The 25,222-nt window shown below is 72.4% G+C and carries 20 protein-coding genes and 1 pseudogene; 13 read left to right on the top strand and 8 right to left on the bottom strand.

Annotation, left to right across the window (positions count from 1 at the left end; all coding sequences use genetic code 11):
- On the top strand, positions 1-1,632 hold a 1,632-nt coding region (locus ABFX54_RS26710; protein ID WP_346109116.1), incomplete at its 5' end, for a thiamine pyrophosphate-binding protein.
- 15 nt (positions 1,633-1,647) lie between these two features.
- Here ABFX54_RS26710 and ABFX54_RS26705 read toward each other — a convergent pair.
- From ABFX54_RS26705 to dhaK, 3 genes are all read right to left on the bottom strand, one after another.
- Complete coding sequence (locus ABFX54_RS26705; RefSeq protein WP_346109114.1) at positions 1,648-2,010, bottom strand: PTS-dependent dihydroxyacetone kinase phosphotransferase subunit DhaM; 363 nt, start codon at positions 2,008-2,010, stop codon at positions 1,648-1,650.
- Positions 2,011-2,145: 135 nt separating this feature from the next.
- On the bottom strand, positions 2,146-2,763 hold the full coding sequence (gene dhaL, locus ABFX54_RS26700; RefSeq protein ID WP_346109113.1) for a dihydroxyacetone kinase subunit DhaL: 618 nt from the start codon (positions 2,761-2,763) through the stop codon (positions 2,146-2,148).
- A complete protein-coding gene (gene dhaK / locus ABFX54_RS26695; RefSeq protein ID WP_346109111.1) occupies positions 2,763-3,743 on the bottom strand; it encodes a dihydroxyacetone kinase subunit DhaK in 981 nt (326 codons plus the stop codon). Before dhaK ends, dhaL begins: the two co-directional genes overlap by 1 nt.
- A gap of 45 nt (positions 3,744-3,788) precedes the next feature.
- On the opposite strand from dhaK, the gene ABFX54_RS26690 reads away from it, so the two are divergent.
- Both ABFX54_RS26690 and ABFX54_RS26685 read left to right on the top strand, forming a co-directional pair.
- Positions 3,789-4,964 carry a cytochrome P450 gene (locus ABFX54_RS26690; protein ID WP_346109109.1) on the top strand — a complete coding sequence of 392 codons (1,176 nt, stop codon included), beginning with the start codon at positions 3,789-3,791 and terminating at the stop codon, positions 4,962-4,964.
- Positions 4,965-4,982: 18 nt separating this feature from the next.
- The gene (locus tag ABFX54_RS26685; RefSeq protein ID WP_346109107.1) at positions 4,983-5,729 is read left to right on the top strand and encodes a lysophospholipid acyltransferase family protein; all 747 of its coding nucleotides are present in this window, start codon (positions 4,983-4,985) and stop codon (positions 5,727-5,729) included.
- Positions 5,730-5,863: 134 nt separating this feature from the next.
- Here ABFX54_RS26685 and ABFX54_RS26680 read toward each other — a convergent pair whose 3' ends face one another.
- Together ABFX54_RS26680 and ABFX54_RS26675 are read right to left on the bottom strand one after the other, a co-directional pair.
- The gene (locus tag ABFX54_RS26680; RefSeq protein ID WP_106244829.1) at positions 5,864-6,670 is read right to left on the bottom strand and encodes a serine/threonine-protein kinase; all 807 of its coding nucleotides are present in this window, start codon (positions 6,668-6,670) and stop codon (positions 5,864-5,866) included.
- A gap of 56 nt (positions 6,671-6,726) precedes the next feature.
- Positions 6,727-7,977, bottom strand: a complete 1,251-nt coding sequence (locus ABFX54_RS26675; RefSeq protein ID WP_346109106.1) for an MFS transporter — start codon at positions 7,975-7,977, stop codon at positions 6,727-6,729.
- Positions 7,978-8,044: 67 nt separating this feature from the next.
- Here ABFX54_RS26675 and ABFX54_RS26670 point away from each other — a divergent pair, with 67 nt between their 5' ends.
- On the top strand, positions 8,045-8,653 hold the full coding sequence (locus tag ABFX54_RS26670) for a winged helix-turn-helix domain-containing protein (protein ID WP_346109104.1): 609 nt from the start codon (positions 8,045-8,047) through the stop codon (positions 8,651-8,653).
- A gap of 96 nt (positions 8,654-8,749) precedes the next feature.
- On the opposite strand, the gene ABFX54_RS26665 is transcribed toward ABFX54_RS26670, so the two are convergent.
- From ABFX54_RS26665 to ABFX54_RS26655, 3 genes are all read right to left on the bottom strand, one after another.
- Positions 8,750-9,373, bottom strand: coding sequence for a DJ-1/PfpI family protein (locus ABFX54_RS26665; RefSeq protein WP_346109102.1), 624 nt, complete (start codon positions 9,371-9,373; stop codon positions 8,750-8,752).
- Positions 9,374-9,483: 110 nt separating this feature from the next.
- Positions 9,484-11,109: an L-glutamate gamma-semialdehyde dehydrogenase gene (gene pruA, locus ABFX54_RS26660; RefSeq protein ID WP_346109101.1), complete on the bottom strand. Its 1,626-nt coding sequence runs from the start codon at positions 11,107-11,109 to the stop codon at positions 9,484-9,486.
- Positions 11,110-12,027, bottom strand: coding sequence for a proline dehydrogenase family protein (locus tag ABFX54_RS26655; RefSeq protein ID WP_346109100.1), 918 nt, complete (start codon positions 12,025-12,027; stop codon positions 11,110-11,112). It lies immediately after the preceding gene.
- A gap of 731 nt (positions 12,028-12,758) precedes the next feature.
- On the opposite strand from ABFX54_RS26655, the gene ABFX54_RS26650 reads away from it, so the two are divergent.
- The 9 genes and pseudogenes from ABFX54_RS26650 to ABFX54_RS26610 all read left to right on the top strand — a co-directional run bounded on the left by ABFX54_RS26650 (position 12,759) and on the right by ABFX54_RS26610 (position 25,214).
- Entirely contained in the window at positions 12,759-14,489 is a 1,731-nt protein-coding gene (locus tag ABFX54_RS26650) for a peptidoglycan D,D-transpeptidase FtsI family protein (RefSeq protein ID WP_487047322.1), read from the top strand.
- Positions 14,490-14,529: 40 nt separating this feature from the next.
- Positions 14,530-16,059 carry a UDP-N-acetylmuramoyl-L-alanyl-D-glutamate--2,6-diaminopimelate ligase gene (locus tag ABFX54_RS26645; protein WP_346109097.1) on the top strand — a complete coding sequence of 510 codons (1,530 nt, stop codon included), beginning with the start codon at positions 14,530-14,532 and terminating at the stop codon, positions 16,057-16,059.
- Positions 16,059-17,283, top strand: a pseudogene (locus ABFX54_RS26640) (UDP-N-acetylmuramoyl-tripeptide--D-alanyl-D-alanine ligase); the annotation flags it as partial. The gene ABFX54_RS26645 and the pseudogene ABFX54_RS26640, both read left to right, overlap by 1 nt.
- A gap of 961 nt (positions 17,284-18,244) precedes the next feature.
- Positions 18,245-19,303 (top strand): phospho-N-acetylmuramoyl-pentapeptide-transferase, encoded by a 1,059-nt coding sequence (mraY, locus tag ABFX54_RS26635; RefSeq protein WP_106244599.1) that lies wholly within the window; start codon positions 18,245-18,247, stop codon positions 19,301-19,303.
- On the top strand, positions 19,300-20,676 hold the full coding sequence (murD, locus tag ABFX54_RS26630; protein ID WP_346109095.1) for a UDP-N-acetylmuramoyl-L-alanine--D-glutamate ligase: 1,377 nt from the start codon (positions 19,300-19,302) through the stop codon (positions 20,674-20,676). The genes mraY and murD overlap by 4 nt, the downstream gene beginning before the upstream one ends.
- Positions 20,660-21,949, top strand: coding sequence for a putative lipid II flippase FtsW (gene ftsW / locus ABFX54_RS26625; protein ID WP_346109093.1), 1,290 nt, complete (start codon positions 20,660-20,662; stop codon positions 21,947-21,949). Before murD ends, ftsW begins: the two co-directional genes overlap by 17 nt.
- A gap of 12 nt (positions 21,950-21,961) precedes the next feature.
- Positions 21,962-23,038 carry an undecaprenyldiphospho-muramoylpentapeptide beta-N-acetylglucosaminyltransferase gene (gene murG, locus ABFX54_RS26620; RefSeq protein ID WP_346109092.1) on the top strand — a complete coding sequence of 359 codons (1,077 nt, stop codon included), beginning with the start codon at positions 21,962-21,964 and terminating at the stop codon, positions 23,036-23,038.
- Positions 23,035-24,432, top strand: a complete 1,398-nt coding sequence (murC, locus tag ABFX54_RS26615; RefSeq protein WP_346109090.1) for a UDP-N-acetylmuramate--L-alanine ligase — start codon at positions 23,035-23,037, stop codon at positions 24,430-24,432. The genes murG and murC overlap by 4 nt, the downstream gene beginning before the upstream one ends.
- Positions 24,433-24,545: 113 nt before the next feature.
- Positions 24,546-25,214: a cell division protein FtsQ/DivIB gene (locus ABFX54_RS26610; RefSeq protein WP_346109089.1), complete on the top strand. Its 669-nt coding sequence runs from the start codon at positions 24,546-24,548 to the stop codon at positions 25,212-25,214.
- The last annotated feature ends 8 nt before the right edge of the window (positions 25,215-25,222 follow it).

Below are 25,222 nucleotides of genomic sequence, written 5' to 3'. Positions count from 1 at the left end.
CGCTTCGTCGCCGCCCGCCACGAGGGCGGGGCCGCCTCCATGGCCGACGCCTACGCCAGGATGAGCGGCCGGGTCGGCATCGTGTCGGTGCACCAGGGGCCGGGGCTCACCAACGCCATGACCGGCATCACCGAGGCCGCCAAGAGCCGCACGCCGCTGATCGTCCTGGCCGGCGAGGCCACCGAGCCCCAGTCGAACTTCCACATCGACCAGCCGGCCCTGGCCGTCGCGGTGGGCGCGGTGGCGATGCGCGTCACGGCCGCCGCGGACGTGGTGGAACAGGTGGTACGGGCGTATCAGGTGGCCGTGGGGGATCGTCGCACGGTCGTCCTGAACCTGCCGCTCGACGTCCAGTCCACCCCCTGCCCCGACCTGGACCCCGCCACCCTGACCGCCCGGACCACGCGCCTCCTCACCACAGCGACCGGCCGGTCCGTCACCACACCGCCTGGATCGCCCGCCACCGCCTCTACCGGGCCGTCCACCGAGGCGCCGGCCGCCGGGCCTGAGCTGTCGTCCTCCACGGAGGTGCCGTCGGCGGAAAACGGACTGCTGGAGCTGGTACGGGCGCTGGAGACGGCGCGGCGGCCGGTGTTCATCGCCGGGCGGGGTGCCCGGGGGGCTCGCCGGGAGCTGGAGGAGCTGGCCGAGCGGACCGGGGCCCTGCTGGCGACCTCCGCCGTGGCCAAGGGGCTCTTCCGCGGCAGCCCGTGGGACCTCGACGTCTCCGGCGGCTTCGCCACGCCCCTGACGGCCGAGCTGATCCGCGCCGCCGACCTCGTCGTCGGCTGGGGCTGCGCTCTGAACATGTGGACCACCCGGCACGGCTCCCTGATCTCGCCCGGCACGCGGGTGGCGAAGGTGGACCTCGACCCGGGGGCGCTCAAGACACACGTGCCCGCCGACGTGGGCGTGGCAGGCGACGTGGCGGAGGTGGCCAGGTCGCTGACCGCCCAGGTGCGGGGCGGCGCGCAGGGTTACCGCTCGCCGGAGCTCGCCCGCCGCATCGAGGCCGAGGGGCGCTGGCGGGCGGTCCCGTACGAGGACGAGAGCGGCGACGGCCGGATCGACCCGAGGACGCTCACCATCGCCCTCGACGACCTCCTGCCCCAGGACCGGATCGTCGCCATCGACTCCGGAAACTTCATGGGATATCCGTCGATGTTCCTCGACGTCCCCGACGAGAACGGGTTCTGCTTCACCCAGGCGTTCCAGTCGATCGGGCTCGGCCTGGCGACCGCGATCGGCGCCGCCGTGGCCCGCCCCGACCGGCTGCCGGTGGCCGCGCTCGGCGACGGCGGCGCGCTCATGGGGCTGGCCGAGCTGGAGACCGTGGTCAGGCTCGGCCTGCCGATGGTGATCGTGGTGTACGACGACGAGGCGTACGGCGCCGAGGTGCACCACTTCGGCCCGCACGGCCACCCGCTGGACACGGTCCGGTTCCCCCCGGCCGACCTGGCCGCCATAGCCCGCGGCCACGGCCTGGCCGCCGTGACCGTCACCGGGCCCGGGGATCTGGCGGGCGTGGCGGAGTGGGTCGCGGGCGAGCGGGACCGCCCGCTGCTGGTGCAGGCCAAGGTGACCCGGGAACGCGGCTCGTGGTGGCTGGAGGAGGCGTTCAAGGGCCACTGATCCAAGGGGCCCTGATCAGAGCTTGCGGAAGGCGCGGGACTCCTCGGCCGCCTCCAGCACCTCGGCCAGCGACGAGGCCGAGCACGCCGCCGCCTCGGGCGCGATCACGCCCTCCACGAACGGCACGTCCGCCACCACGACCCGCTCCTCCACCTCCAGCAGCCGGGCGGTCAGCACGGAGCTGCCCAGGTCGGGGATGAGCACCACCCCGTGGCCCTGGTCGACGCTGCGCACCGCCGCCTCGACGCGGTCGAAGGAGGTGCCCAGTCCGTTGTCCGCGGTCCCGCCGGCCGCCGCCACGGGGGCGTCCTGCCCCGCGATCCCGAGGGCCAGGGCCATCGCCTCGGCCGCCAGCCCGGCACTGTGCGAGATCAGCACCACGCCCACCATCAAACCGCCTCCGCAGCCCGTCCAGCGGCAGCCCGCCCCGCGGCAGCCTCTCCAGCAGCAGTGCCTCCCCCGGCGGCCCGTTCCCCAGCAGCCCGTTCCGCGACAGTCCGTCCGGTCACGGGCCTATCCCGCCACGGTGGCGAGCGCCGTCATGAACAGCACCGCCGAGGCCGCCCCCGGATCCTCGTGCCCGATGCTGCGCTCACCCAGGTAGCTGGCCCGTCCCTTGCGCGCCTGCATCGGGATCGTCGCCTTGGCGCCCTCGGCGGCCGCGCGGGCCGCCTGGTCGAGCGCCTCCCTGACACTCACGCCATCGCGTACGGCCAGCGCCAGCGCACGGGAGGCCGGGGCTAGGGCGTCCACCATGGTCTTGTCGCCCAGGGCCGCCTTGCCGAGCCGCTCGACGGCCACCACCCCCGCCTCGAACGCCGCCGAGAACCCGGCCAGCGTCACCGGCGTCAGCAGCGCCTTGCCCATCTGCCGGAACACCGATCCGTACAGGGGCCCCGAGGCGCCGCCGACCCGGCGGATCAGCGTCGTGCCCGCCGTCGTCAGCACGGCCGCCGGCGACTCCGGCGCGGAGTCGGCCAGGGCCTTGCAGACCTCGGTGAGGCCGCGGTCGAGGTTGGTGCCGTGGTCGGCGTCGCCGATGGCCGCGTCGAGCCGGGTCAGGCGGTCGCGCTCCTCGCGTACGAGCCGGGCCGTCTCCTCGAACCAGGCCACGAACAGGTCGGTGTCCATCAGCGCCCCCAGCGCAGCGCGGGCGTCTCGACCGGCGCGTCCCACAGCCGGGTCAGCGCGTCGTCCAGCAGGCAGACCGAGACCGAGAAGCCCTGCATGTCCAGACTCGTCACATAATTACCCACCAGCGAGCGTGTCACCCGGGCTCCCTTGCCCTTGATGAACGCGGCCACCTCCGCGAACACGACGTACAGCTCCATGAGCGGCGTCCCGCCCATGCCGTTGACCATGACCAGCAGGTCGCCCCGTAGCGGCTGGTCGCGGTGCACGGCCTCCATCGCCACCCCGGCCAGCTCGCGCGCCGGCGCCAGCGGCACCCTGGCCCGCCCCGGCTCGCCGTGGATGCCGATGCCCAGCTCCACCTCCGTCTCCGGCAGGTCGAAGGTGGGCTTGCCGGCGGACGGGGTGGTGCAGGAGGTCAGGGCGATGCCGAAGGACCTGCTGCGCTCGTCCACCTCCTGCGCGACGGCCGCGACCTCGGCCAGCGGCGCGCCCTCCTCGGCCAGCGCCCCCGCGATCTTCTCCACGAACAGCGTCGCCCCGGTGCCGCGGCGGCCGGCCGTGTAGAGCGAGTCCTGGACGGCGACGTCGTCGTCCACCAGCACGCTCGCCACCTCGACGCCCTCGACCAGCTCGGCGGCCATCTCGAAGTTGAGCACGTCGCCGGTGTAGTTCTTGACGATGTGCAGCACCCCGGCGCCGCCGTCGACCCTCATGGTGGCCTCGATGATCGGATCGGGCACCGGCGAGGTGAAGATCTCGCCGGCGCAGGCGGCGTCGAGCATGCCGTGACCGACGAAACCGACGTGCAGCGGCTCGTGGCCGGAGCCGCCGCCGGAGACCAGGCCCACCTTCCCGCGGCGCGGGCCCTGCGCCCGGTAGACCACGTGGTCGCGGATCCGCAGCGAGGGGTGGGCCGCGGCCATGCCGTTCAGCGCGTCTTCAACGACGGATTCTGCCGTGTTGAGCAGCTTCTTCATGGTCAAAACATCTGCCCGTTCTCACGACCGCGCAAGCGTCGTAGCGTGAGCGGAGTGGATATCGTCTACAGCCCCTTCGACGCCGAGACCAACGCCGACCCCTATCCCGTCTACGCGCGACTGAGGGCGGAAGCACCGCTCTACCACAACGCCGAGCTCGGTTTCTGGGCACTGTCCCGGCACGCCGACGTCTCGGCCGCCCTCGCCGACAGCGCGCTGCTGTCCAGCGACCACGGCCCCATGCTGGAGGCGGGCGCCTCGGGGCCCGAGGCACGCCGGTTCCTGTCGTTCGTGGCGATGGACCCGCCCGAGCACACCCGGATGCGCGCGGCCATCTCCAAGGGCTTCACCCCGCGCAGGGTCGCCGCCCTGGAGCCCATGATCAGGGAGATCGCGCGCGAGCACATCGTCCGGGCGGTGGAGCGGGGGACGTTCGACTTCGCCCGCGACATCGCGGCCAGGCTGCCGCTGGACGTGATCTCCGAGCTGGTGGGCGTGTCACCGTCCGAGCGCGCGGGCGTACGCCGGGACTTCGGGGCCCTGGTCGGGTACGGGCTCGACAGCGGCACGGCCCACGACGGGCTCAAGAGCCTGGTCTCCCTGGGCGGCTACTACGCCTCGATCATCGCGGAACACCGGGCCGACCCGCGCGACGACCTCGTCTCCGTCCTCGTCGCGGACGACGAGCTGACCGAGGACGACATCACGGCGTTCCTGTTCCTGCTGATGGGCGCGGGCGCGGAGACCACCACCCACCTGCTCAGCGCCGCCTGGTACTGGGCGTGGCGCAACCCGGACCAGCGCGCCGCCGCCTTCGGCGGGGCGATCACGCCGTGGATGGAGGAGTCGCTGCGTTACGACACCCCGGCCCACGGCACCGCCCGCCGTCTCACCCGCGAGAGTGAGTGGTACGGCGTCCGCGTCCCGGAGAACGCCAAGATGTGGCTGCTGATCGGCTCGGCCAACCGCGACGAGCAGGTCTTCCCCGACGCCGGCGTCTATGACCTGAGCCGCGACACCGCCCGTTCGCTCAGCCTCGGCGTCGGCCGCCACTACTGCCTCGGCGGCCCCCTCGCCCGGCTGGAGGCCCGGGTGGCGCTGGAGGAGCTGACGAAGGCCGTCTCGCCCGGTTACGACATCGACCCGGCCGGCATCAGGAGGACCGCGCACGGCAACGTCAGGGGCATGGTCAGCCTCCCGACGTCCGTGAAACCCGCCTGAGTACGTTACCTTCTGCTCATGGCTGAGATCGTGTACCCGCCGGTGATCGCCGCCGCGCGGACCCTGTTTCGCGTGCTCGACATCAAGTTCCACCTGGAGGGGACCGAGCACGTGCCGCGCACCGGGGGAGCGGTGCTGGTGAGCAACCACATCAGCTACCTCGACTTCATCTTCGCCGGGTTCGCCGCGCTGCCGTCGAAGCGGCTGGTGCGCTTCATGGCCAAGCAGGACGTGTTCGACAACCGGATCTCGGGGCCGCTGATGCGCGGCATGCACCACATCCCGGTGGACCGGGAGGCGGGGGCCGGCTCCTACGCCACGGCGCTGCGCATGCTGAAGGCCGGTGAGGTCGTGGGCGTGTTCGCCGAGGCGACGATCAGCCGGTCGTTCACGGTCAAGGAGATCAAGAACGGCGCCATCCGGATGGCCCAGGCCACTGGCACGCCCGTCATCCCGGTGGCGCTGTGGGGCGACCACCGGCTGTGGACCAAGGGGCGGCCGCGCAACCTGCTGCAGCGGCACGTGCCGGTCACCATCCTGGTCGGCGAGCCGATGCACCCCAAGCGCGGGGAGAACGTCAACGACCACACCGCCGACCTGCACCGGCGCATGTCGGAGCTGGTGGACCGGGCGCAGCGCACCTATCCGGAGGTGCCGCAGGGGGTGTGGTGGCAGCCGGCCCACCTCGGCGGCACCGCGCCGACCCCGGAGGAGGCGGCCGCGATGGACGCCGCCGAGGCCGAGGCCCGCGCCAAGAAGGACTGACCTCCCGCAGGCCACCCCCGGGATGCAGGACCGGCCGTCCCGGTAGGGCCGGCCGGTGGGTCACCCGGCCGTGATGGCCGGTGTGGGGCAGCCAGCCGTGATGGCCGACCGGCCCGAACCAGAGCGGCCGAGGGTCAGATGGCCGCCTGGTAGGCGCTGGCGCGCATGCCCGCGAGCAACCCCGCCGTCTGCTCCGGCGTGTAGCGGCGCACGGGGTCGTGGTGCAGCAGGCCCTCGATGAGCGGCCGCATCACCCCGGCCCGCCGCGGCGGCGGGTAGGGGCCGCTGCGCGCCATGCCGAGGACGGTGGCGGCGTCCTGGCCGGGGTAAGGAGGCTGGCCCTCGATGGCGCTGTAGAGCGTCGCGCCGAAGGACCACATGTCGGCCTCCTTGCTGGCCGGCCCGCCGTGCAACCGCTCGGGGGCCATGAAGGCCGGAGTGCCGCGCAACCGCCGCGAGGTCGTCATGCGGATGTCACCCTCGGCGGTCGCTATCCCGAAGTCGGTCAGCACCACCCGGTCACCCGTCAGCATGACGTTGGCGGGCTTGACGTCGCGATGCAGCACGCCCGCCTGGTGGGCGGTGCGCAGTGCCGCGAGCAGGTGCTGCCCGATCGCCGCCACCGATTGGGCGGGCAGGGTGCCCACCTGTGACAGCAACTGGTGCAGCGAGAGCCCGTCAAGGTATTCCATCACGATCCAGAGCTTGCCGCCCTCCTCGATCAGGTCATGCACCGTGACGATGTTGGGATGCGTCAGCCCGGCGGCCATCCTGGCCTCGCGCAGCACCCGGCGGCGGACCATCTCGGCCTCACCGGCCAAGGTCAGCTCCTTAAGCGCCACCGTACGGTGGAGGAGCTGATCGAACGCCCGCCAGACGACTCCCATACCCCCACGACCGGCCTCCTCGTTCAGGAGGTACCGTCCGCCGATCTCCCGCATACCATCCCCTCTAGCTCGGGGATAATCATGTCACCTCAGCACAGGCTCTTGGGTGCCTAACGTGATCCGGACATGTCGGAAAGTGCAGCTGTGCTGGTCAGAGGCCCAGAAATTTGATCTGACAAAGCGCGCCGCACCAGTCCGACACCGACCAAACATACTCCAGTCGCGCCCACGAGGACGGCTCCAAGCCCGGCGAACTCGGCCACGACGCCTCCCGCGGCCGCCCCGAGCGGCATCCCACCCATCCCGACGAGCCGATATGCCGAGTTGACCCGCCCGAGCAATCTCGCGGGAATCAGCCGCTGCCGGGCGGAGATCACCAGCACGTTGCCCCCGGCGCCGACCACCCCCCACAGCACGGCGGTCGGATAGAGCGTCCAGGGGGACGGTACGATCACCGGCACCAGCAGCAGCAGGCTGGTGACCAGCCAGCAGCAGACCAGCGTCCTGAACTCCCCGAACACCCCCGCGGCCCGTTCTGACAGCAGCGAGCCGACCACGGCGCCCGCGGCGAAGGCCGTGGTCATCAGGCCGTAGCCGGCCGGTTCGAGCCCGATCTCGGAGCCGTCGCCGACCGCCCACAGCACGAAGACGGCGAAGTAGGCGGAGTTGGCCAGGTTGAGCAGCCCGGCCGTGATCGCCAGGCCGCGCAGGACGCGGTGGGACCACAGGAAGCGCAGGGCCTCGGCGATGTCCGCACGCATCGGCCGGCGCGCCTCCACCCCGCCCTCCGCTCGGTACGCGCCGCGCATTCCCAGCAGGAGCAGGCCGGCGGCGGCGTACAGCAGGGCGGGCGCGCCGAAGACGACGGCGGGCAGTGCCGCCACGAGCAGGCCCGCCACGGGAGCGCCGACGAAGTCGTTGCCGATCATCTGGGCGCTCGACACCCGCCCGTTCGCCTTGGTCAGCGCGTCAGGAGGCACGGTCATGGGCAGCACGGACTGCGCCGAGAGGTCGGCGAAGACCTCGCTCACCCCGGCCAGCAGCACGGCGGCCAGCAGGAGCCAGAGGTTGAGCAGGCCGAGCACGGCGAGGAGCGTGACGCCGGCCAGGATCACGGCCCGGACGAGGTTGGCGCGCACCATGACGCGGCGGCGGTCGGCCCGGTCGGCGACGGCGCCCGCGTGCAGCGCCAGCAGCAGCCACGGCAGCGTGGTCGCGGCCGCCACCAGGGAGATCAGGGTGGGGGAGCGGGTCATCGAGACGGCCAGCAGCGGCGCCCCCATCTTGAGCACGCCGTCGGCCAGGTTGGACAGGGCCGTGGAGGACCACAAATAGGCGAACGAACGCCCGAGACGAGACATGGCAGGCTCCGCTATCGTGTAAGGGAAAGTGTGCACATAATTCTTTGCAAAGATAGGCTTGCACAGTATGAGACGCAAGAGCTTTTCCGCCAGAACGCTCGACGCGAACGCCATGAAGTCCTTCGCGCACCCGCTGCGACTGCGGCTCTACGACCTGCTCGACGAGCACGGGCCCTCCACGGCGACCCGGCTGGCCGGCCTGGTCGGGCAGAACACCGGGGCGACCAGCTACCACCTGCGCGAGCTGGCCAGGCACGGCATGATCGAGCTCGCGGAGGGGATGGGGCGGGGGAAGGAGAAGTACTGGCGCATCACGCCGGGCGGCTTCTCCTACGGCGAACCGTCCGAGGCCGATCCAGAGGCGGCGGGAGCGGTCGAATACCTGCTCGACGACCTGGTACGCCAGCGCGGCGAGGAGCTCTCCCGGTGGCGCGAGGAGTCGGCGACTGCCCCGGCCGAGTGGGTGGCCGCCAGCGTGTTCGGGCGGCGCTCGCTGCGGCTCACGGCGGAGGAGGCGGCGCGGATGAACGAGGAGGTGTTCGCGGTGCTGGAACGCTACCGCGCGGTGTCGGACGGCAGGGCGCCCGCGACCCAGGAGGGCCTCGGGCGCGTGATCGTGCACTTCGACGTCCTGCCGGTGGGAGCCGGCCGCCCGTCGCCGGATGACGACCACTGAGCGGCGGGCTCAGGTGGCGCGGCCGATCCGGGCCCGGCCCGGAGTGACGAGGCCGCGGGCTGCGGCGTCAGGGGAGGAGGCCGGGTGCCTTCGGGGTCACGTGATGAGGCCGAGGGCGCGTTCGGCCAGGCCCTCCGGTGCGGTGCTGGGGGAGCCGCAGGCGAACGGCGGCCGCGGGTCGTACTCGATGGCCAGTTGCACGCTCTGCGCCGTCACCGGATCGGCGGCCTGCCCCAGCAGCGTCAGCGCCATGTCGATGCCCGCCGACACCCCCGCCGCCGTCACGATCTTGCCGGTCGTCACCACCCGCTCGCTCACCGGCTCGGCCCCGAAGCGGGTGAGGAAGTCGAGGATGGCCCAGTGGGTGGTGGCCTTGCGCCCCTCCAGCAGCCCGGCCGCGCCGAGCAGGAGCGAGCCGCTGCACACCGAGGTCGTCCACTGCGTGTGCTCGTGCGCCTGCCTGATCCACCCGACCAGGGCCTCGTCGGACAGGACGTCGAGCGTCCCTGAGCCGCCGGGGACCACGATCACGTCCGGGTCGGGCAGCTCGGCGTACGAGGCCGTGGCGTTCATGAGGAGCGTGCCCTTGTCGTCGGCGACCGGCCCGCGCTCGCCGGCCACGAACGTGACCGTCCAGCCGGGCGCGAAGGCCAGCACGGTGTACGGGCCCACGGCGTCGAGCGCGGTGAAGCGGGGATAGAGGGGGATGGCCACGTGCATGCGTCTGCCCTTCCTCGGCGGAAACCTGCGCGCTTCGAACCTACCCCGGAACGCCGAGAGCCCCCGGGGGCAGGACCGGGGGCTCTCGCCGGAGATGGGTGATGGAGAGATCAACCCATGTGCGGGTAACGGTGGTCTGTCGGCGGCACGAACGTCTCCTTGATCGCGCGGGCGCTCACCCAGCGGGTCAGGTTGAAGATCGAGCCGGCCTTGTCGTTGGTGCCGGACGCGCGCCCGCCGCCGAACGGCTGCTGGCCCACGACGGCGCCCGTCGGCTTGTCGTTGACGTAGAAGTTGCCCGCCGCGAAGCGCAGCCGCTCGGCCGCCGAGGCGATGGCGTAGCGGTCCTGGGCGATGATCGAGCCCGTCAGCGCGTACGGGGCGATGCCCTCCATCTGGTCGAGCACCGTGTCGTAGTCGCCATCGTCGTAGACGTGCACGCCGAGGATCGGCCCGAAGTACTCCTTGACGAAGATCTCGTCGGTCGGGTCGGCGCACTCCAGGATGGTCGGCTTGACGAAGTAGCCGACGGAGTCGTCGTAGGAGCCGGTGAGCACGTCGATGTTGGAGGCGGCCCGCGCCCGGTCGATCGCCTCCTTGTGCTTGGCGAACGCCCGCGCGTCGATGACCGCGCCCATGAACGTCGACAGGTCGGCGGCCACGTCGCCCACGGTCAGCGACTCGGCGGTGGCGACGAAGTCGTCACGCATGCGGTTCCAGACCGAGCGCGGCACGTACGCCCGCGAGGCGGCCGAGCACTTCTGCCCCTGGTACTCGAAGGCTCCCCTGATCAGCGCCGTCGAGAGTACCGCCGGGTCGGCGGACGGGTGGGCGAGCACGAAGTCCTTGCCGCCGGTCTCGCCGACGAGGCGCGGGTAGCCGTGGTAGGAGGCGATGTTCGCGCCGATCGTGCCCCACAGGTGCTGGAACGTCGCGGTCGAGCCGGTGAAGTGCACGCCGGCCAGCGCCGGATGGGTGAGCGCCACCTCGGAGACGGCCTGCCCGTTGCCGGTGACCAGGTTGATCACACCCGGCGGCAGTCCGGCCGCCTCAAGCAGCCGCATCGTGTGGTGCGCGGCGAGCTGCTGGGTGGGCGACGGCTTCCAGACGACGACGTTGCCCATCAGCGCCGCCGAGGCCGGCAGGTTTCCGGCGATGGCGGTGAAGTTGAACGGCGTGATCGCCAGCACGAAGCCTTCGAGCGGCCGGTACTCCATCCGGTTCCACACGCCCGGCGAGGAGATGGGCTGGTCGGCGTAGAGGCGGCGGGCGAAGGCCACGTTGAACCGGAGGAAGTCGATCAGCTCGCAGGCCGCGTCGATCTCCGCCTGCTGCGCCGACTTCGACTGGCCCAGCACGGTCGCCGCGTTGAGCGTCTGCCGCCACGGGCCCGACAGCAGGTCGGCCGCCTTCAGGAAGATCGCCGCCCGCTCGTCGAACGACAGGGCCCGCCACGCGGGCGCCGCCGCCAGCGCGGCGCCGACGGCGTCCTTCACGTCCTGGGCCGTAGCGTCGTTGGTACGGCCCAGGACGGAGGCGTGGTTGTGCGGCTGCACGACGTCGATGGCGGCGCCGCCGCCCGGTCGCTGCTCGCCGCCGATGGTCATGGTCAGGTCGGTCGAGGCCCCGGCCAGCTCCTTGATGCGGTCCTCCAGCGCCGCCCGCTCGGCGCTGCCGGGGGCGTAGCCGAGCACGGGCTCGTTGGCCGGCGTGGGGACGTTGCTGATGGCATCCATTTACTTACCCCCAAGGGCACGAAGGAAGAAGGCGACGTTGGCGGGCCGCTCCGCCAGGCGGCGCATGAAGTAGCCGTACCAGTCGTCGCCGTACGGGACGTAGACGCGGACCGTGTGGCCGGCCCCCGCCAGGGCCTCCTGCCGGTCGGTCCTGATGCCGTAGAGCATCTGGAACTCGTGGTCGCCGATCGCCCGCCCGAACCGGTCGGCGAGCAGCTCCGTGATCGCGATCATGCGGTCGTCGTGCGTCGCCACCATGGGGTACCCCTTCCCCGCCATGAGGATCCGCAGGCATCGCACGTACGCCTTGTCCACGGTCGTCCGGCCCTGGTGCGCGACGGAGGCCGGCTCGCGGTAGGCGCCCTTGACCAGCCGCACCCGTGAGCCCTCCGAGGACAGGTCCCGGCAGTCCTGCTCGCTGCGGAACAGGTACGCCTGGATCGCCACGCCCGTGGAAGGGTAGTCCTCGCGCAGTTTGCGCAGGATGGACAGGGTGGAGTCGACCGTGGTGTGGTCCTCCATGTCGAGCGTGACGGTCGAGCCGCCGGCCTCCGCGGCGGCGCAGATCTCGCGGGCGTGCTCCAGGGCCATGGCGTCGTCGAGCCGCTGCCCGACGGCCGACAGCTTCACCGACACCTCGCCCCTGGACCCGAGGCCGAGCGGCCTGATCGCCTCCAGCAGCGTGATGTAGGCGTCGGCGGTCGCCTCGGCGGCCCGCGCGTCCAGCGTCTCCTCGCCGAGGTGGTCGACGGTCACGGCGAGCTTCGCGTCGCTCAGGCGTTCGACCGCGTTGCGGGCCTCCTCGACGCTCTCGCCCGCGACGAACCGGCCCACGACCTTCTTGGTGGGCGGGAGACCCGACACGGCACGGCGCACGGCGCCGCTCCTGGAGGCGGCGAGCAGCAGTTGACCCAGCATGTGCCCAAGTGTAGAAACCGCAGCTCAGAGGGGGCCATCGACGGGCGTAACGTCGCGTGTGGCAGGCTGTCGTACAAATGCACAACACGGCAGACCTACAAGAGATCGTCGACGAGATCGCCGCCCGGCTGGGGGCGTCCGCGACGCTGGAGGACCGCTCGTTCCGGCTGCTGGCCTACGGGGCGCAGCACGGTGACATCGACACGGTCCGCCAGGAGTCGATCCTGCGCCGGCGCGCCACGGGAGAGGTGCGCGAATACTTCGAGCGTTACGGCATCGCGCGGGCGAGCGGGCCGGTCAGGATCCCCGCCGACGCCGAGCTCAAGGTCCTGGCCAGGGTCTGCTGGCCGCTGCGCCACGCCGACGTCACGTACGGCTACCTGTGGCTGCTGGACCCGGGCGAGCTGGCCGGCGGGCCCGAGCGTCCGGGGGCGCCGCAGGGCGAACGGCCGGGCGAGCGGACCGGTGAGCGGGCGGGTGAGCGGGCGGGTGAGCGTACCGGTGACGGGCCGGCTCGCCGTACGCCCGCGGGCAGGCCCCCGGCAGGCGGATCCCGTCCGGACGCGGCCCGTGGCCGTACGACGGACAGAACGACGGGCCGTACGACGGACAGGACGGCGGGCCGGACCACCGACAGGACGGCGGGCCGCACGGCGGGCCGCCGCGACGGCGAGGGGCCGCCCCCCCGGGGCCCGCGCCGGCCGCCGCCCCCGCCGCCGCGCCCGCCGCTGGTGCTGCGGCTGGGCAGTCCGCGCAGGCGGATCAACATCGGCCTCATCGGCATGACGTTCGTGCTGTCGATCTTCGCCGGGCGGCTCATCCAGATGCAGGGCCTTGAGTCCAAGGTGTACGCGGCGGCCGCGGCCGACCAGCGCACGCACACCGAGACGATCCCCGCCAAACGCGGCTCGATCACCGACGTCAACGGCAACGCGCTGGCCGTCACGGTCGAGGCCCGCGAGGTGTCGATCGACCCGACGAAGGTCCCCGAGGCCGTACGCGCGGGCGCCGCCAAGCTCCTCGCCCAGCAACTCGGCAAGGACGAGCGGGAGATCGCCGCCAAGCTGGCCAGGACCGGCACCCACTACCAGCTCCTGGCCAGGGACGTCGACCCCGTCGTGGCCACCCGGCTGCTCCAGGCCCCCATCCCCGCGCTGGCGGCCAAGAAGACCTACCGGCGGCTCTACCCGGCGGGAGACCTGGCGGGCAGCCTCATCGGGTTCGTCGGCGACGAGGGCAGCGGCCTCGGCGGCATGGAGCAGGCGAAGAACTCCCTCCTGGCCGGCCGCGACGGCAAGAAACGCGTCGAGACCGGCCGCGACGGCCAGCAGATCCCGATGACCAGCAGCGAGCGCACCGCGCCCGAGGACGGCCAGGACGTGCGGCTGACCATCGACCGCGACATCCAGTGGGCCGCCCAGAAGTCGATCGGCGACCAGGTGCGCGAGTCCGGGGCCGAGAGCGGCACCGTGATCGTCATGGACGTGCGGACGGCGCAGATCGTGGCCATGGCCAACGCCCCCGAGCTCGACCTGAACAACTGGCGCAAGGCACCGCAGTCCCACTACGTCAACAAGGCCGCCGCCGACGTCTTCGAGCCCGGCAGCACCAACAAGGTGATCACCGCCGCCGCCGCGCTGGAGGCCGGCGAGGTGACTCCCGACACGGTCTTCCAGGTGCCCGACCGGATCAGGTGCACCGACCAGGTGCTGCGCGACGCCCACGCGCACAAGACGGAGTCGATGACGTTCCGCCAGGCCATGGCCCAGTCCAGCAATGTGGCCACGGTCATGGCGGCGCGTAAGGTGGGCAGTGAGCGGCTGCACAAGATGCTCACGGCGTTCGGCTTCGGCAGCACGCCCGGCGGCGGTGTGCCCGGCGCCGAGGCGGGCCTGCTGCCCGACTACAGGAAGTGGTCGGGCAGCCAGAATTGCACGGTCGCCTACGGGCAGGGCGTGTCGGTGACCGCGCTGCAGATGGCCAGCGTCTACCAGACCATCGCCAACGACGGCGTCAAGATCGAGCCGCGGATCGTGGCCGGCACGAAGGACGCGACGGGCAGGTTCGTCCCCGCTCCTCCCGGTAAGCAGACCAGGGTGGTGAGTGAGACGACGGCCAGGGAGATCACGACGATGCTGGAGAGCGCTGTGGGCGAGGAGGGCACCGGCCAGCTGGCCGCCATCGACGGCTACCGGGTGGCGGGCAAGACCGGCACGGCCAACCGCTACGACGCCCGGCTCGGCCGCTACGACGGCTACACCGCGTCTTTCGTCGGGTTCGCGCCGGCCGACGATCCGCGGCTGGTGGTCCTCTCGGTGCTGCAGAACCCGAAGAACGGCCATTTCGGCGGGCAGTTGGCGGCCCCCGTGTTCAAGGATGTGATGACGTTCGCCATCAAGAGCATGAAGATTCCACCCACGGGCTCCGCCGCGCCGCAGGTGCGGATGCGCGCGGGACAGTGACCAGGGAAGGTACGCTCTCGCCGTGCGTCCCCCGTCGTCTATGCGTCCCACGACCAGCCCGCCTCGCCCGCTGACCGGGCTCGCGACCATGCTCGACGCCGATTCCGGCACGTCGAGGTCGCCCCATGCCGCCCTGACCGGCGTCACGATCGACTCCCGCGACGTCAGACGCGGCGATCTCTACGTGGCGCTGCCCGGCAACCGCGTCCACGGCGCCACGTTCGCCGCCGACGCGATGGCCGGCGGCGCCGTCGCCGTGCTCACCGACCGGGCCGGCCGCGACGCGGCCGTGGCCACCGGGCTGCCGGTGCTCATCGTGCCCGACCCGCGCGCCCTGCTCGGGCCGATCTCCTCCTGGGTGTACGGGCAGCCGGCCCACGACATCCAGATCCTCGGCGTCACCGGCACCAGCGGCAAGTCCACCACCACGTTCATGATCGAGGCGGGCCTGCGGGCCGCCGGCCACCGGGCGGGCCTGGTGGGCGGGGTCGAGATCCACGCCGGAGAGCTGAGCTTCCAGCCCACGCTCACCACGCCTGAGGCGTCCACGCTGCACGGCCTGTTCGCGCTCATGCGCGAGGAGGGCGTCAGCGCCGCCGCCATGGAGGTCTCCAGCCACGCGCTCGCGCTCGGCCGGGTCGACGGCCTCTACTACGACGTCGCCCTGTTCACGAACCTGTCGCAGGACCACCTCGACTTCCACAAGGACTTCGAGGACTACTTCGCGACCAAGGTGAAGCTGTTCCAGCCGGAGCTGAGCCGGGTCGGCGTGACCAACATCGACGACCGTTACGGGCGCGAGCTGATCGGGCTGGCCAAGGTGCCGATGACCACGTTCTCGGCGCTGGGCGACCCCGAGGCCGACTGGCGCGCGGTCGACGCCAGGCTCGGGGCCGACGGCAGCGCGTTCCGCGTGGTCGGGCCCGGCGGCGTCGAGGCCGACGCGCAGATCGCGCTGCCCGGCCCGTTCAACGTCTCCAACGCGCTCGGGGCCGTCGTCACGCTGGTCGAGGCCGGGGTGCCGCTGCAGACGGCCGTGCACGGCGTCGGCACGCTGACCGGCGTGCCCGGCCGCATGCAGCGCGTCACCGACGCCGGCGACGAGTTCCAGGCCGTCGTGGACTACTCGCACAAGCCGGGCGCCGTCGAGTCGGTGCTGCGTTCGCTGCGATCGGTCACCGCCGGGACCCTGACGATCGTGCTCGGCTGCGGCGGCGACCGCGACAAGGGCAAACGCCCTCTCATGGGGGAAATCTCCGCCGAACTGGCAGATGTCGCTATTTTTACCAGCGACAATCCCCGTTCCGAGGATTCGCTGGCCATCCTCGCGACGATGATGGAGGGGGCCCTCCGCGTTCCGCAGCACGACCGCGCTCATGTGATCATTGAGCCCGACCGCGCGGCCGCCATCGGCCTGGCGATCGCCCGGGCCGGGCGCGGCGACGTGATCGTCGTGGCCGGGAAGGGTCACGAGCAGGGCCAGTACGTTTCAGGCGAGGTGATCCCCTTCGACGACCGCGAAGTGGTCGCCGAAGCGATCGACGCACGCAAGGAAAGCAGGAAGCACTAATGATCCCGTTGCCTCTGGCCAGGATCGCCGAGATAACCTCGGGCGCCCTGTCGGGCATGGCCGATCCCCGCGCGGTGGTGCGCGGGCCCGTCGTGATCGACTCGCGGGCCGTAGAACCGGGATCCCTGTTCGTCGCCATCAAGGGCGCGCGGGTCGACGGTCACGACTACGCCGCGCAGGCCGTACGCGCGGGAGCGGTCGCCGTGCTGGCCGGCCGGCCGGTCGACGCGCCCGCCGTGATCGTGCCCGACGCCGCCGCGGCGCTCGCCGAGCTGGCCGCCGCCCAGGTCCGCACGCTGCCCAAGGTCACCGTGATCGGTGTGACCGGCTCGGCCGGCAAGACCAGCACCAAAGACCTCCTGGCCAAGATCACCGCGCGGATCGGCGCGACCATCGCGCCCGTCGGCAGCTTCAACAACGAGCTCGGCCACCCGCTGACCGTGCTGCGGGCCGACCTCGAAACCCGCTTCATGGTGCTGGAGCTGGCCGCGCGTAACATCGGCCACATCAAGGACCTGACCCGCATCGCGCCGCCGCAGATCGGCGTGGTGCTCAACGTCGGCACCGCGCACCTGGGCGTGTTCGGCGGCAAGGAGGCCATCGCCAAGGCCAAGGGCGAGCTGGTGGAGTCGCTGCCGCGCACGGGCGTCGCCGTGCTCAACGCCGACGACCCGCTGGTGCGGGGGATGGCCTCCCGTACGGAGGCGCGGGTCACGTACTTCGGGTGCGGCGAGTCCGCGGCGATCAGGGCCGAGGGCATCGTGATCGACTCCAGGGGGCGCGCCTCCTTCACGCTGCGCACCCCTTCGGGGGCCGCGCACGTGTCACTGAAGCTGTACGGCGCCCACGCCGTCTCCAACGCGCTCGCCGCGGCGGCGGCCGGCTACGAGCTGGGGCTGCCCGTGGCCACCATCGCCGAGGAGCTGTCCGAGGCCACGCCGCGCAGCCGGTGGCGGATGGAGGTCACCGACCGGGCCGACGGCGTGACCGTGGTCAACGACGCGTACAACGCCAACCCCGACTCCATGAAGGCCGCCTTCGAGGCCTTCGCCACCCTCGGCAAGGGGCGCCGGCGCTTCGCGGTCATCGCGGCGCTGCGCGAACTGGGCGAGGAGGGGCCGGCGCTCAACGCCGAACTCGGCCGGCTGGCCGGCGGGGCGGGGCTGGCGGGGCTGATCGTGGCAGGCCCTGAGGCGGGCCCGGTGCTCGACGGCGCCCACGAGGCCGCCCAGACCGCCGCCCTGGAACTTGCGGCCCGCATGACCGCCCCGGCGACCCTTCCCCAACCAGGCCCCGGCCCCGGCCCGACGGGTGGGCCGGTGGACGTCGGCCCGATGGGGCCCGGGCAGACGGGCATCGGCGGTCCTCAGGCAGGCCCTGGGCCGACGGGTCAGGGGCCGATGGGCGCCGGACCGGGTGGCGCGGTGCCGGGCGCTGTGGCTCCCGGCCGGCCTTCGGTGCCGGGCGCGGGGATTCCCGGCCCGCAGGCGCCCGCTGGGCCCGCGCAGACGCCTCCCGGGCCGCCCCACGGCCCCGCGCCGCGGGGCCGGCAGCCGGACGGCCCTGGGCAGGGGCCGGCACACAGCTGGAACGGACCCGACGCCGAGCACGGCGCACCGCAAGGTTGGTACGGGCCGGACGCCGAGCACGGCGCGCCGCGGACCGGCTGGCAGACCCCCGACGCGGGCGGACCGCGGAGCTGGTACGGCCCCGAGGCGGGCGGTGCCCAGCCGCAGGGCCTGCCCGGACCCGACGCGGGCGTGCACCAGCCGGTTCCCGGATCGGGATGGCAGGTGCCCGACGAGGGCGCCGTGCCTCCTGGGCAGGGCTGGCACGGACAGGAAGACGACGGCCAGGGCCGGCAGAGCCCTCCCGCCGCCGGCGGGCCGCTCATAGGCGGGGCGCCGGGCGGACCCCCGCCAGGAATGCCGCCCGTAACGTCACCCGTAACGCCACCGGGCATGCCGCCAGGAGCGCCGGGCGGGCCGCCGGTCGGTGGGCCGGTGGGGCCCGGGGGAGGGGCGCACTACGGGCAGCCGACGCGGATCGTGCACGTGCCGGACGCCGAGGCGGCGGCGGCCGAGCTGGGCCCGTGGCTGCGGCCCGGTGACGCGGTGCTGATCAAGGGGCCGAGGGCCATGGGTCTGGAACGCACGGCCGAGATCATCCTCGGAGGTTCCCCCCAGTGACCAACATCATCATCGCCGGCGCGGTGGGCCTGATCCTCTCGATGCTGGGCACCCCCCTGGCGATCAGGCTGTTCTCCCGGCGCGGTTACGGCCAGGAGATCCGCGAGGAGGGCGTGCAGGCCCACCTCGGCAAGCGCGGCACCCCCACGATGGGGGGCATCGTCTTCGTGCTGGCCTCGCTGCTGGCCTACGGCGCCTCCCACCTGGCCATGCTGGAGCCCCCCACGGTGTCGGGCGGCTTGGTGCTGTTCCTGATGACGGGGCTCGGCGCGGTCGGGTTCCTGGACGACTTCATCAAGATCTACAAGCAGCGCAGCCTCGGCCTGCGCAGCGGCGCCAAGGCGCTCGGCCAGCTCATCGTGGGCGCGGTCTTCGCCGTCCTGGTGACGCGCCAGCCCAACGTGTACGGCATCACCCCCGCCGAGACCCGCCTGTCGTTCCTGCGCGACTTCGGCCCGCCCTCGATCGGCATCGTCGGGTTCACCATCTGGGTGCTCATCATGATCGTCGGGTTCTCCAACGCGGTGAACCTCACCGACGGCCTCGACGGCCTGGCCAGCGGCGCGACCGGCGTCGTGCTGGCCGCGTACGTGCTGATCGGCAACTGGCAGCTGCGCAACAACTGCATCGACCAGCTCGGCCCCAACTGCTACTGGGTACGAGATCCGCTCGACCTGGCCGTGGTGGCCGCCGCCGTGCTGGGGGCGCTGATCGGGTTCCTGTGGTGGAACGCCCCGCCCGCCCGGATCTTCATGGGCGACACCGGCTCGCTGGCGCTGGGCGGCGTGCTGGCCGGGCTGGCCATCGCCACCCGTACCCAGCTGCTGCTGATCATCCTGGCCGGCCTGTGCGTGATGATCACGCTGTCGGTGATCATCCAGGTCGGGTTCTTCAAGATGACCGGCAAACGGGTGTTCAGGATGGCGCCGCTGCAGCACCACTTCGAGCTCAAGGGCTGGGCGGAGACCACGATCGTGGTCCGCTTCTGGCTGATCGCGATGTTGTGCGCGGCGCTCGGTCTCGGCCTGTTCTACGTCGAGTGGATGCCCCGATGAGTCTCACCTGCGTGGCCGGGCTCGGCGTGTCCGGCACCGCCGTGGCCAGGGTGCTGGCCGCGCGCGGCGAGCGGGTCGTCGTCGTCGAGGCCGCGGAGGGCGAGCGGCAACTGGCCGCCGCGGCCGAGCTGGCGCGGGTCGGAGTCGAGACCCGCTTCGGCGAGATGGTGCTGCCCGAAGGCGCGACGCGGGTGGTCACCACGGGGTGGGCGCCGCACCACCCGCTGATCGCCGCCGCGCTGCGCGAAGGAGTCGAGGTCGTCGGCGAGGTGGAGCTGGCCTGGCGGCTGCGGCCCGCCCATGCGGCCCCCTGGCTGGCGCTGACCGGCACCAACGGCAAGACCACCGCCGTGCGCATGCTCACCTCCATCCTGCTGGCGGCCGGGCACAAGGCCCTGGCCGTGGGGAACGTGGGCACGCCCGTGGTCCAGGCGGTGGCCGAGCCGTACGACGCGCTGGCCGTCGAGCTGTCCAGCTTCCAGCTGCACTGGTCGAGCACGCTGGCCCCGCACGCGGCGGCCGTGCTCAACGTGGCCCCCGACCACCTCGACTGGCACGGCTCCATGGACGAGTACGCCGCCGCCAAGGGCCGCGTCTTCGAGCGCGCCGGCACCGTGATCTTCAACGCCGACGACCCCGAGACCGCCCGCCTGGCCGCGCCCTACCCCGGCGCCGTCGGGTTCACGCTGCGCGTGCCGAAGCGGGGCGAGATCGGCGTGGTCGAGGACCTGCTGGTGGACCGGGCGTTCGTGGCCGACCCGGTCGAGGCGGCCGAGGAGCTCGCGACGCTGGACGACGTGCGCCCCTTCGCCCCGCACAACGTGGCCAACGCCCTGGCCGCCGCCGCGCTGGCCCGCTCGCTCGGCGTGCCGTCCGAGGCCGTACGCCAGGGGCTGCGCGACTTCGTGCCCGACCCGCACCGCCTCGCCCACGTGGACCGGATCGGCGAGGTCGACTACATCGACGACTCCAAGGCCACCAACCCGCACGCCGCCGCCGCCGCGCTGGCCTCGTACCCGTCGGTGGTGTGGGTGGCGGGCGGTCTCCTCAAGGGCGCGGACGTGGACGAGCTGGTGCGCCAGGCGGCCCCGAGACTGCGCGGAGCGGTGCTGCTGGGCGCCGATCGCGCGCGGATCGCCGAAGCCATCGCGCGACACGCACCGAATGTCCCCCTCGTGGACATCGCCGATCGGGACACTGGTGCGATGGAAAGAGTCGTCACCGAAGCCGCCCGGCTGGCCTCGCCAGGGGACACCGTGCTGCTCTCCCCGGCGGGGGCCTCCCTTGACATGTTCGCCAACTATCCGGCGCGGGGGGAGGCCTTCGCGCGTGCCGTACGCGGGCTGAGGGCGCGGCGTGAGCACGAGCGCTGAGGAACGGGTGCGGCGGCCGGCCGCCGCGCAGGAGGGGCCGGGAAGCTGGGCGCGCGAGCAGCTGGGCGCGCTCAAGGAGCTGCTGGACAAGCCGCTGACCACCTACTACCTGATCATCATGTGCAGCGCGCTGCTGCTGGCGCTGGGCCTGATGATGGTGCTGTCGGCCTCCAGCATCGAGGCGCTGAACAAGACCGGCAGCCCCTTCTCGTGGTTCATCAAGCAGTCGCTGTCGGCCGCGGTGGGCGTGCCGGTGATGTACCTGTGCTCGCGCCTGCCGGTCAAGTTCTTCCGGTGGGCCGGCTACCCGCTGATGGCGCTGTCGATCATCGCGCTGGTCATGGTGCTGTTCATCGGCTCGGCCGAGCTGGGCGCGCAGCGGTGGATCTACATCGGCCCGTTCACCGTGCAGCCGTCGGAGCCGGCCAAGCTCGGGCTCGTGCTGTGGGGCGCCGACCTGCTGTCCAGGCGCGTACGCCAGGGCCGCATCGAGTGGCGGCAGATGCTGATCCCGCTCATGCCCGGCACCGCGATCCTGGCCGTCATGGTCATGCTCGGCCGCGACCTCGGCACCACGCTGGTGCTGTTCATGATCTTCCTGTCGCTGCTGTGGGTGGTGGGGGCGCCGGTCAAGCTGTTCGGCGGCATCATGGCGCTGGCGGTGCTCGCGGCAGCGATAATGATCAAGGTGGAGCCGTACCGGATGGCGCGCATCGGCGCCTTCCTCGACCCGTGGGCCGACGCGCAGGGCGCGGGCTACCAGGCCGTGCAGGGGCAGATCGCGATGGGCTCGGGCGGCTGGTTCGGCCTCGGGCTCGGTGAGAGCCGGCAGAAGTGGAACTGGCTGCCCCACGGCGAGAGCGACTTCATCTTCGCCATCCTCGGAGAGGAGCTCGGGCTGATGGGCACGCTGATCGTGGTCGCCCTGTTCGGGCTGCTCGGCTACGCGGGGCTGCGCGTGGCCGTGCGCGTCAACGACGCCTTCACCAGGCTCGCCGCCGCCGCCATGGTGGCCTGGATCGTCGGGCAGGCCACCGTCAACATGGGGGCCGTGCTCGGCGTGCTGCCGATCACCGGCATCCCCCTGCCCCTCGTCTCGTACGGCGGCTCCTCGCTGCTGCCCACGCTCGCCGCGCTCGGCATGCTGCTGTCGTTCGCCAAACGCGAGCCGGGCGCGCGGGAGGCCTTGGCGGCTCGTGGCCCCGGACCGGCCGCGCGGGCCCTAAGCTGGCTTGGCCTGGGGGGTACGTCCAAAGGCCGAGCGACACGTTAGGGAGTGACCGAGATGAGGGTGGTCCTCGCCGGTGGGGGGACGGCCGGGCACATCGAGCCCGCGTTGGCCCTTGCGGACGCGCTGCGCCATCTTGACCGGAGCGTCGGCATCACCTGCGTGGGCACGGAGCGCGGCCTGGAGTCGCGGCTCGTGCCCGCCAGGGGCTACGAGCTGGAGCTGGTGCCGGCCGTGCCGCTGCCAAGGGCGATCACTCCGAGCCTGCTCACCGTGCCGGGCAGGCTCGCCGGGGCGATCAACGCCACGGCCGCCATACTCGACCGGGTCCAGGCCGACGTCCTGGTCGGCTTCGGCGGCTACGTGGCCACGCCCGCCTACCTGGCGGCCAAGCGGCGCGGCCTGCCGATCGTGGTCCACGAGGCCAACCCGCGTCCCGGCCTGGCCAACCGGCTGGGCGCCCGGCTGACCGACCACGTCTTCAGCGGGTTCCCCGGGACCACGCTGCCCAAGGCCGAATACATCGGCACGCCGCTGCGCCGCGACATCGTCACGCTCGACCGGCTGTCCACGGGCGACAAGGCGCGCTCGTGGTTCGGCCTGGAGAACGACCGGCCGACGCTGCTGGTGTTCGGCGGCTCGCAGGGCTCCAGGTCGATCAACCAGGCCGCGCTCGCCGCCGCGCCCGTGCTGCGCCGGGCCGGGGTGCAGGTGCTCCACGTCATCGGCCCGAAGAACACCGTCGAGCACGAGCCGCCGCCCGGCGACCCGCAATACGTGCTGCTGCCCTACATCGACCGCATGGACCTCGCCTACGCCGCCGCCGACGTGGCCCTGTGCCGCAGCGGGGCGCTGACCTGCGCCGAGCTGACCGCGGTCGGGCTGCCCGGCGCCTACGTCCCGCTCCCGTACGGCAACGGCGAGCAGCGCATCAACGCCGAGCGCATCGTCCGCGGCGGCGGGGGCCTGGTGGCCGACGACGCCGAGCTGTCGCCCGAATGGATCATCCACAACGTGCTGCCCGTCCTCCGCGACCCCGAGCGGGTCGTCGCCATGTCGGAGGCCGCCTCCAGACTGGGGAGGAAGGACGCCGATATCATGCTTGCCAGGAAAGTGTTGGAGATAGCCCGATGAGTCTCGTCAAGCTGGTCGATCCCGTCACCGTAGAAGAGCTGGGGCGGGTGCACTTCATCGGCGTGGGCGGCGCCGGCATGTCGGGCATCGCCCGCATCCTGCTCAAGCGCGGCGTACGGGTGACCGGCAGCGACGCCCGCAGCTCCGAGCTGATCACCGAGCTGCGCGAGCTGGGCGCCACCGTGCACATCGGCCACGCCGCCTCCCACATCAGGGACGTCGACACCGTGGTCGTCTCGACCGCGATCCGCGACTCCAACCCCGAGCTGGGCGAGGCGCTCAAGCAGGGGTTGCGGATCATCCCGCGGGCCGCCGCCCTGGCCTCCGTGATGGCCGGGCGCACCGCGGTCGCCATCGCCGGCACCCACGGCAAGACCACGACCACGTCCATGCTGACCGTGGCGCTGCAGAAGTGCGGCGCCGACCCGTCCTACTGCGTGGGCGGCCAGCTCGTCACCACCGGGCTGGGCGCCGACGACGGGCAGGGGCAGGTGTTCGTGGCCGAGGCCGACGAGAGCGACGGCTCCTTCCTCATGCTCGCCCCCGACATCGCCGTGGTGACCAACGTCGAGGCCGACCACCTCGACAACTACGGCGACCCGCGGGCCGTCCACGACAGCTTCGCCAGGTTCGCCGACCGGATCGGCTCGCTGCTCATCGCGTGCGCCGACGACCCGGGCGCGGCGGAGACGGCGCGCCGGGCGGCCGAGCGCGGGCTGCGGGTCAAGACCTACGGCGTGACCGGCGACGACTACCGGATCGCCGACGTCAGGCCCGACGGGTTCGGCACCGTGTTCACCGTCGAGGGCAGGGGCGAGGTGCGCCTGGCCGTTCCCGGGGCCCACAACGCGCTCAACGCCACCGCGGTGATCGCCGTGGCCGACGAGCTGGGGCTGCCGTTCGAGGAGATCAGGCAGGGGCTGGGCGCCTTCACCGGGGCCAAGCGGCGCTTCGAGGCCAAGGGCGAGGCGGGCGGCATCGCGGTGTTCGACAGCTACGCCCACCACCCGACCGAGCTGGCCGCCGATCTGCGGGCCGCCCGCGACGTGGTGGCCTCCTACTCCGGCACGGGCCGGGTCATCGCGATCTTCCAGCCTCACCTCTACTCGCGCACCCGGTTCTTCGCCGACGAGTTCGGCGCGGCGCTCGGGCTGGCCGACGAGGCCATCGTGCTCGACGTCTACGGGGCCCGCGAGGATCCCGAGCCGGGGGTGTCCGGCGCGATGGTGGCCGAGCGGGTGCCGCTGCTGCCCGAGCGGGTGGCGTACGCGCCCGACCGGTCCTCGGTGCCCGGGCTGGTGGCCGAGCGGGCCAGGCCCGGCGACATCGTGCTCACCATGGGCGCGGGTGACGTGACCGAGCTCGGGCCGCAGATCGTCGCGCGCCTGTCCTGAGCCGCGTGCCGAGGGGCCCTCGGCGCTGATGCGGGTTGGGCGTGGCGCGCGGTGTCAGGCCGTGCGTCGGCGTAGGTTCGGTGCCGACATGGGCGCATGCTGGTGGGAGGGCGATGAAGGCGCGCACGGCTTTCCTGGTGCTGCTGACGGCCGGGGTGGTGGGCACCGCCGCGTGGCTGGTGTTCTTCTCGCCCGTGCTGGGCGTGCGTTCGGTAGAGATCGTGGGAAATCTCACAGTGGCGAGCGAGCGCATCAAGCAGCAGGCCGGCGTGCCCGACCTCCATCCTCTCGCCACCGTCAACCTCGCCGACGTGCAGAGCCGCGTCCTGACCATCAGACAGCTCGCCGGCGCCAAGGTGGACCGGGTCTGGCCCGGCACGCTCAAGATCGAGGTCGTCGAGCGCGAGCCGGTCGCCGCCGTCCAGGCGGGCGACAAGTTCGCGATCGTCGACGGTCAGGGCGTGGTGATCGAGGTCAAGAACGCGGTGCCGCCCATGCTGCCGTTGCTCAAGGTCGATCGTCCGGCCCAGGGCGACCCGGTCATGACGGCGGCGCTCAAGGTCGTGCGGTCCGTGCCGGACGAGGTGGCGGCCAAGGTCAGGCAGGTCCGCGCGGGCACGGCCGAGGGGGTGACCCTGATCCTCTCCGACGGCCGTACCGTCATCTGGGGCGGCACCGACCGGCCCGAGGAGAAGGGCCGCATCCTGGTCGCGCTGCTCAGGCGGGAGAGGGCGGTCACCCTGTACGACGTCAGCTCACCCGACGTGGTGACCCTGAAGTGATCGTGATC

The sequence above is a fragment of the Nonomuraea maheshkhaliensis genome, from assembly GCF_039529435.1.
GTDB lineage: Bacteria > Actinomycetota > Actinomycetes > Streptosporangiales > Streptosporangiaceae > Nonomuraea > Nonomuraea maheshkhaliensis.
This window is presented reverse-complemented; position numbering and strand designations above follow the sequence as displayed.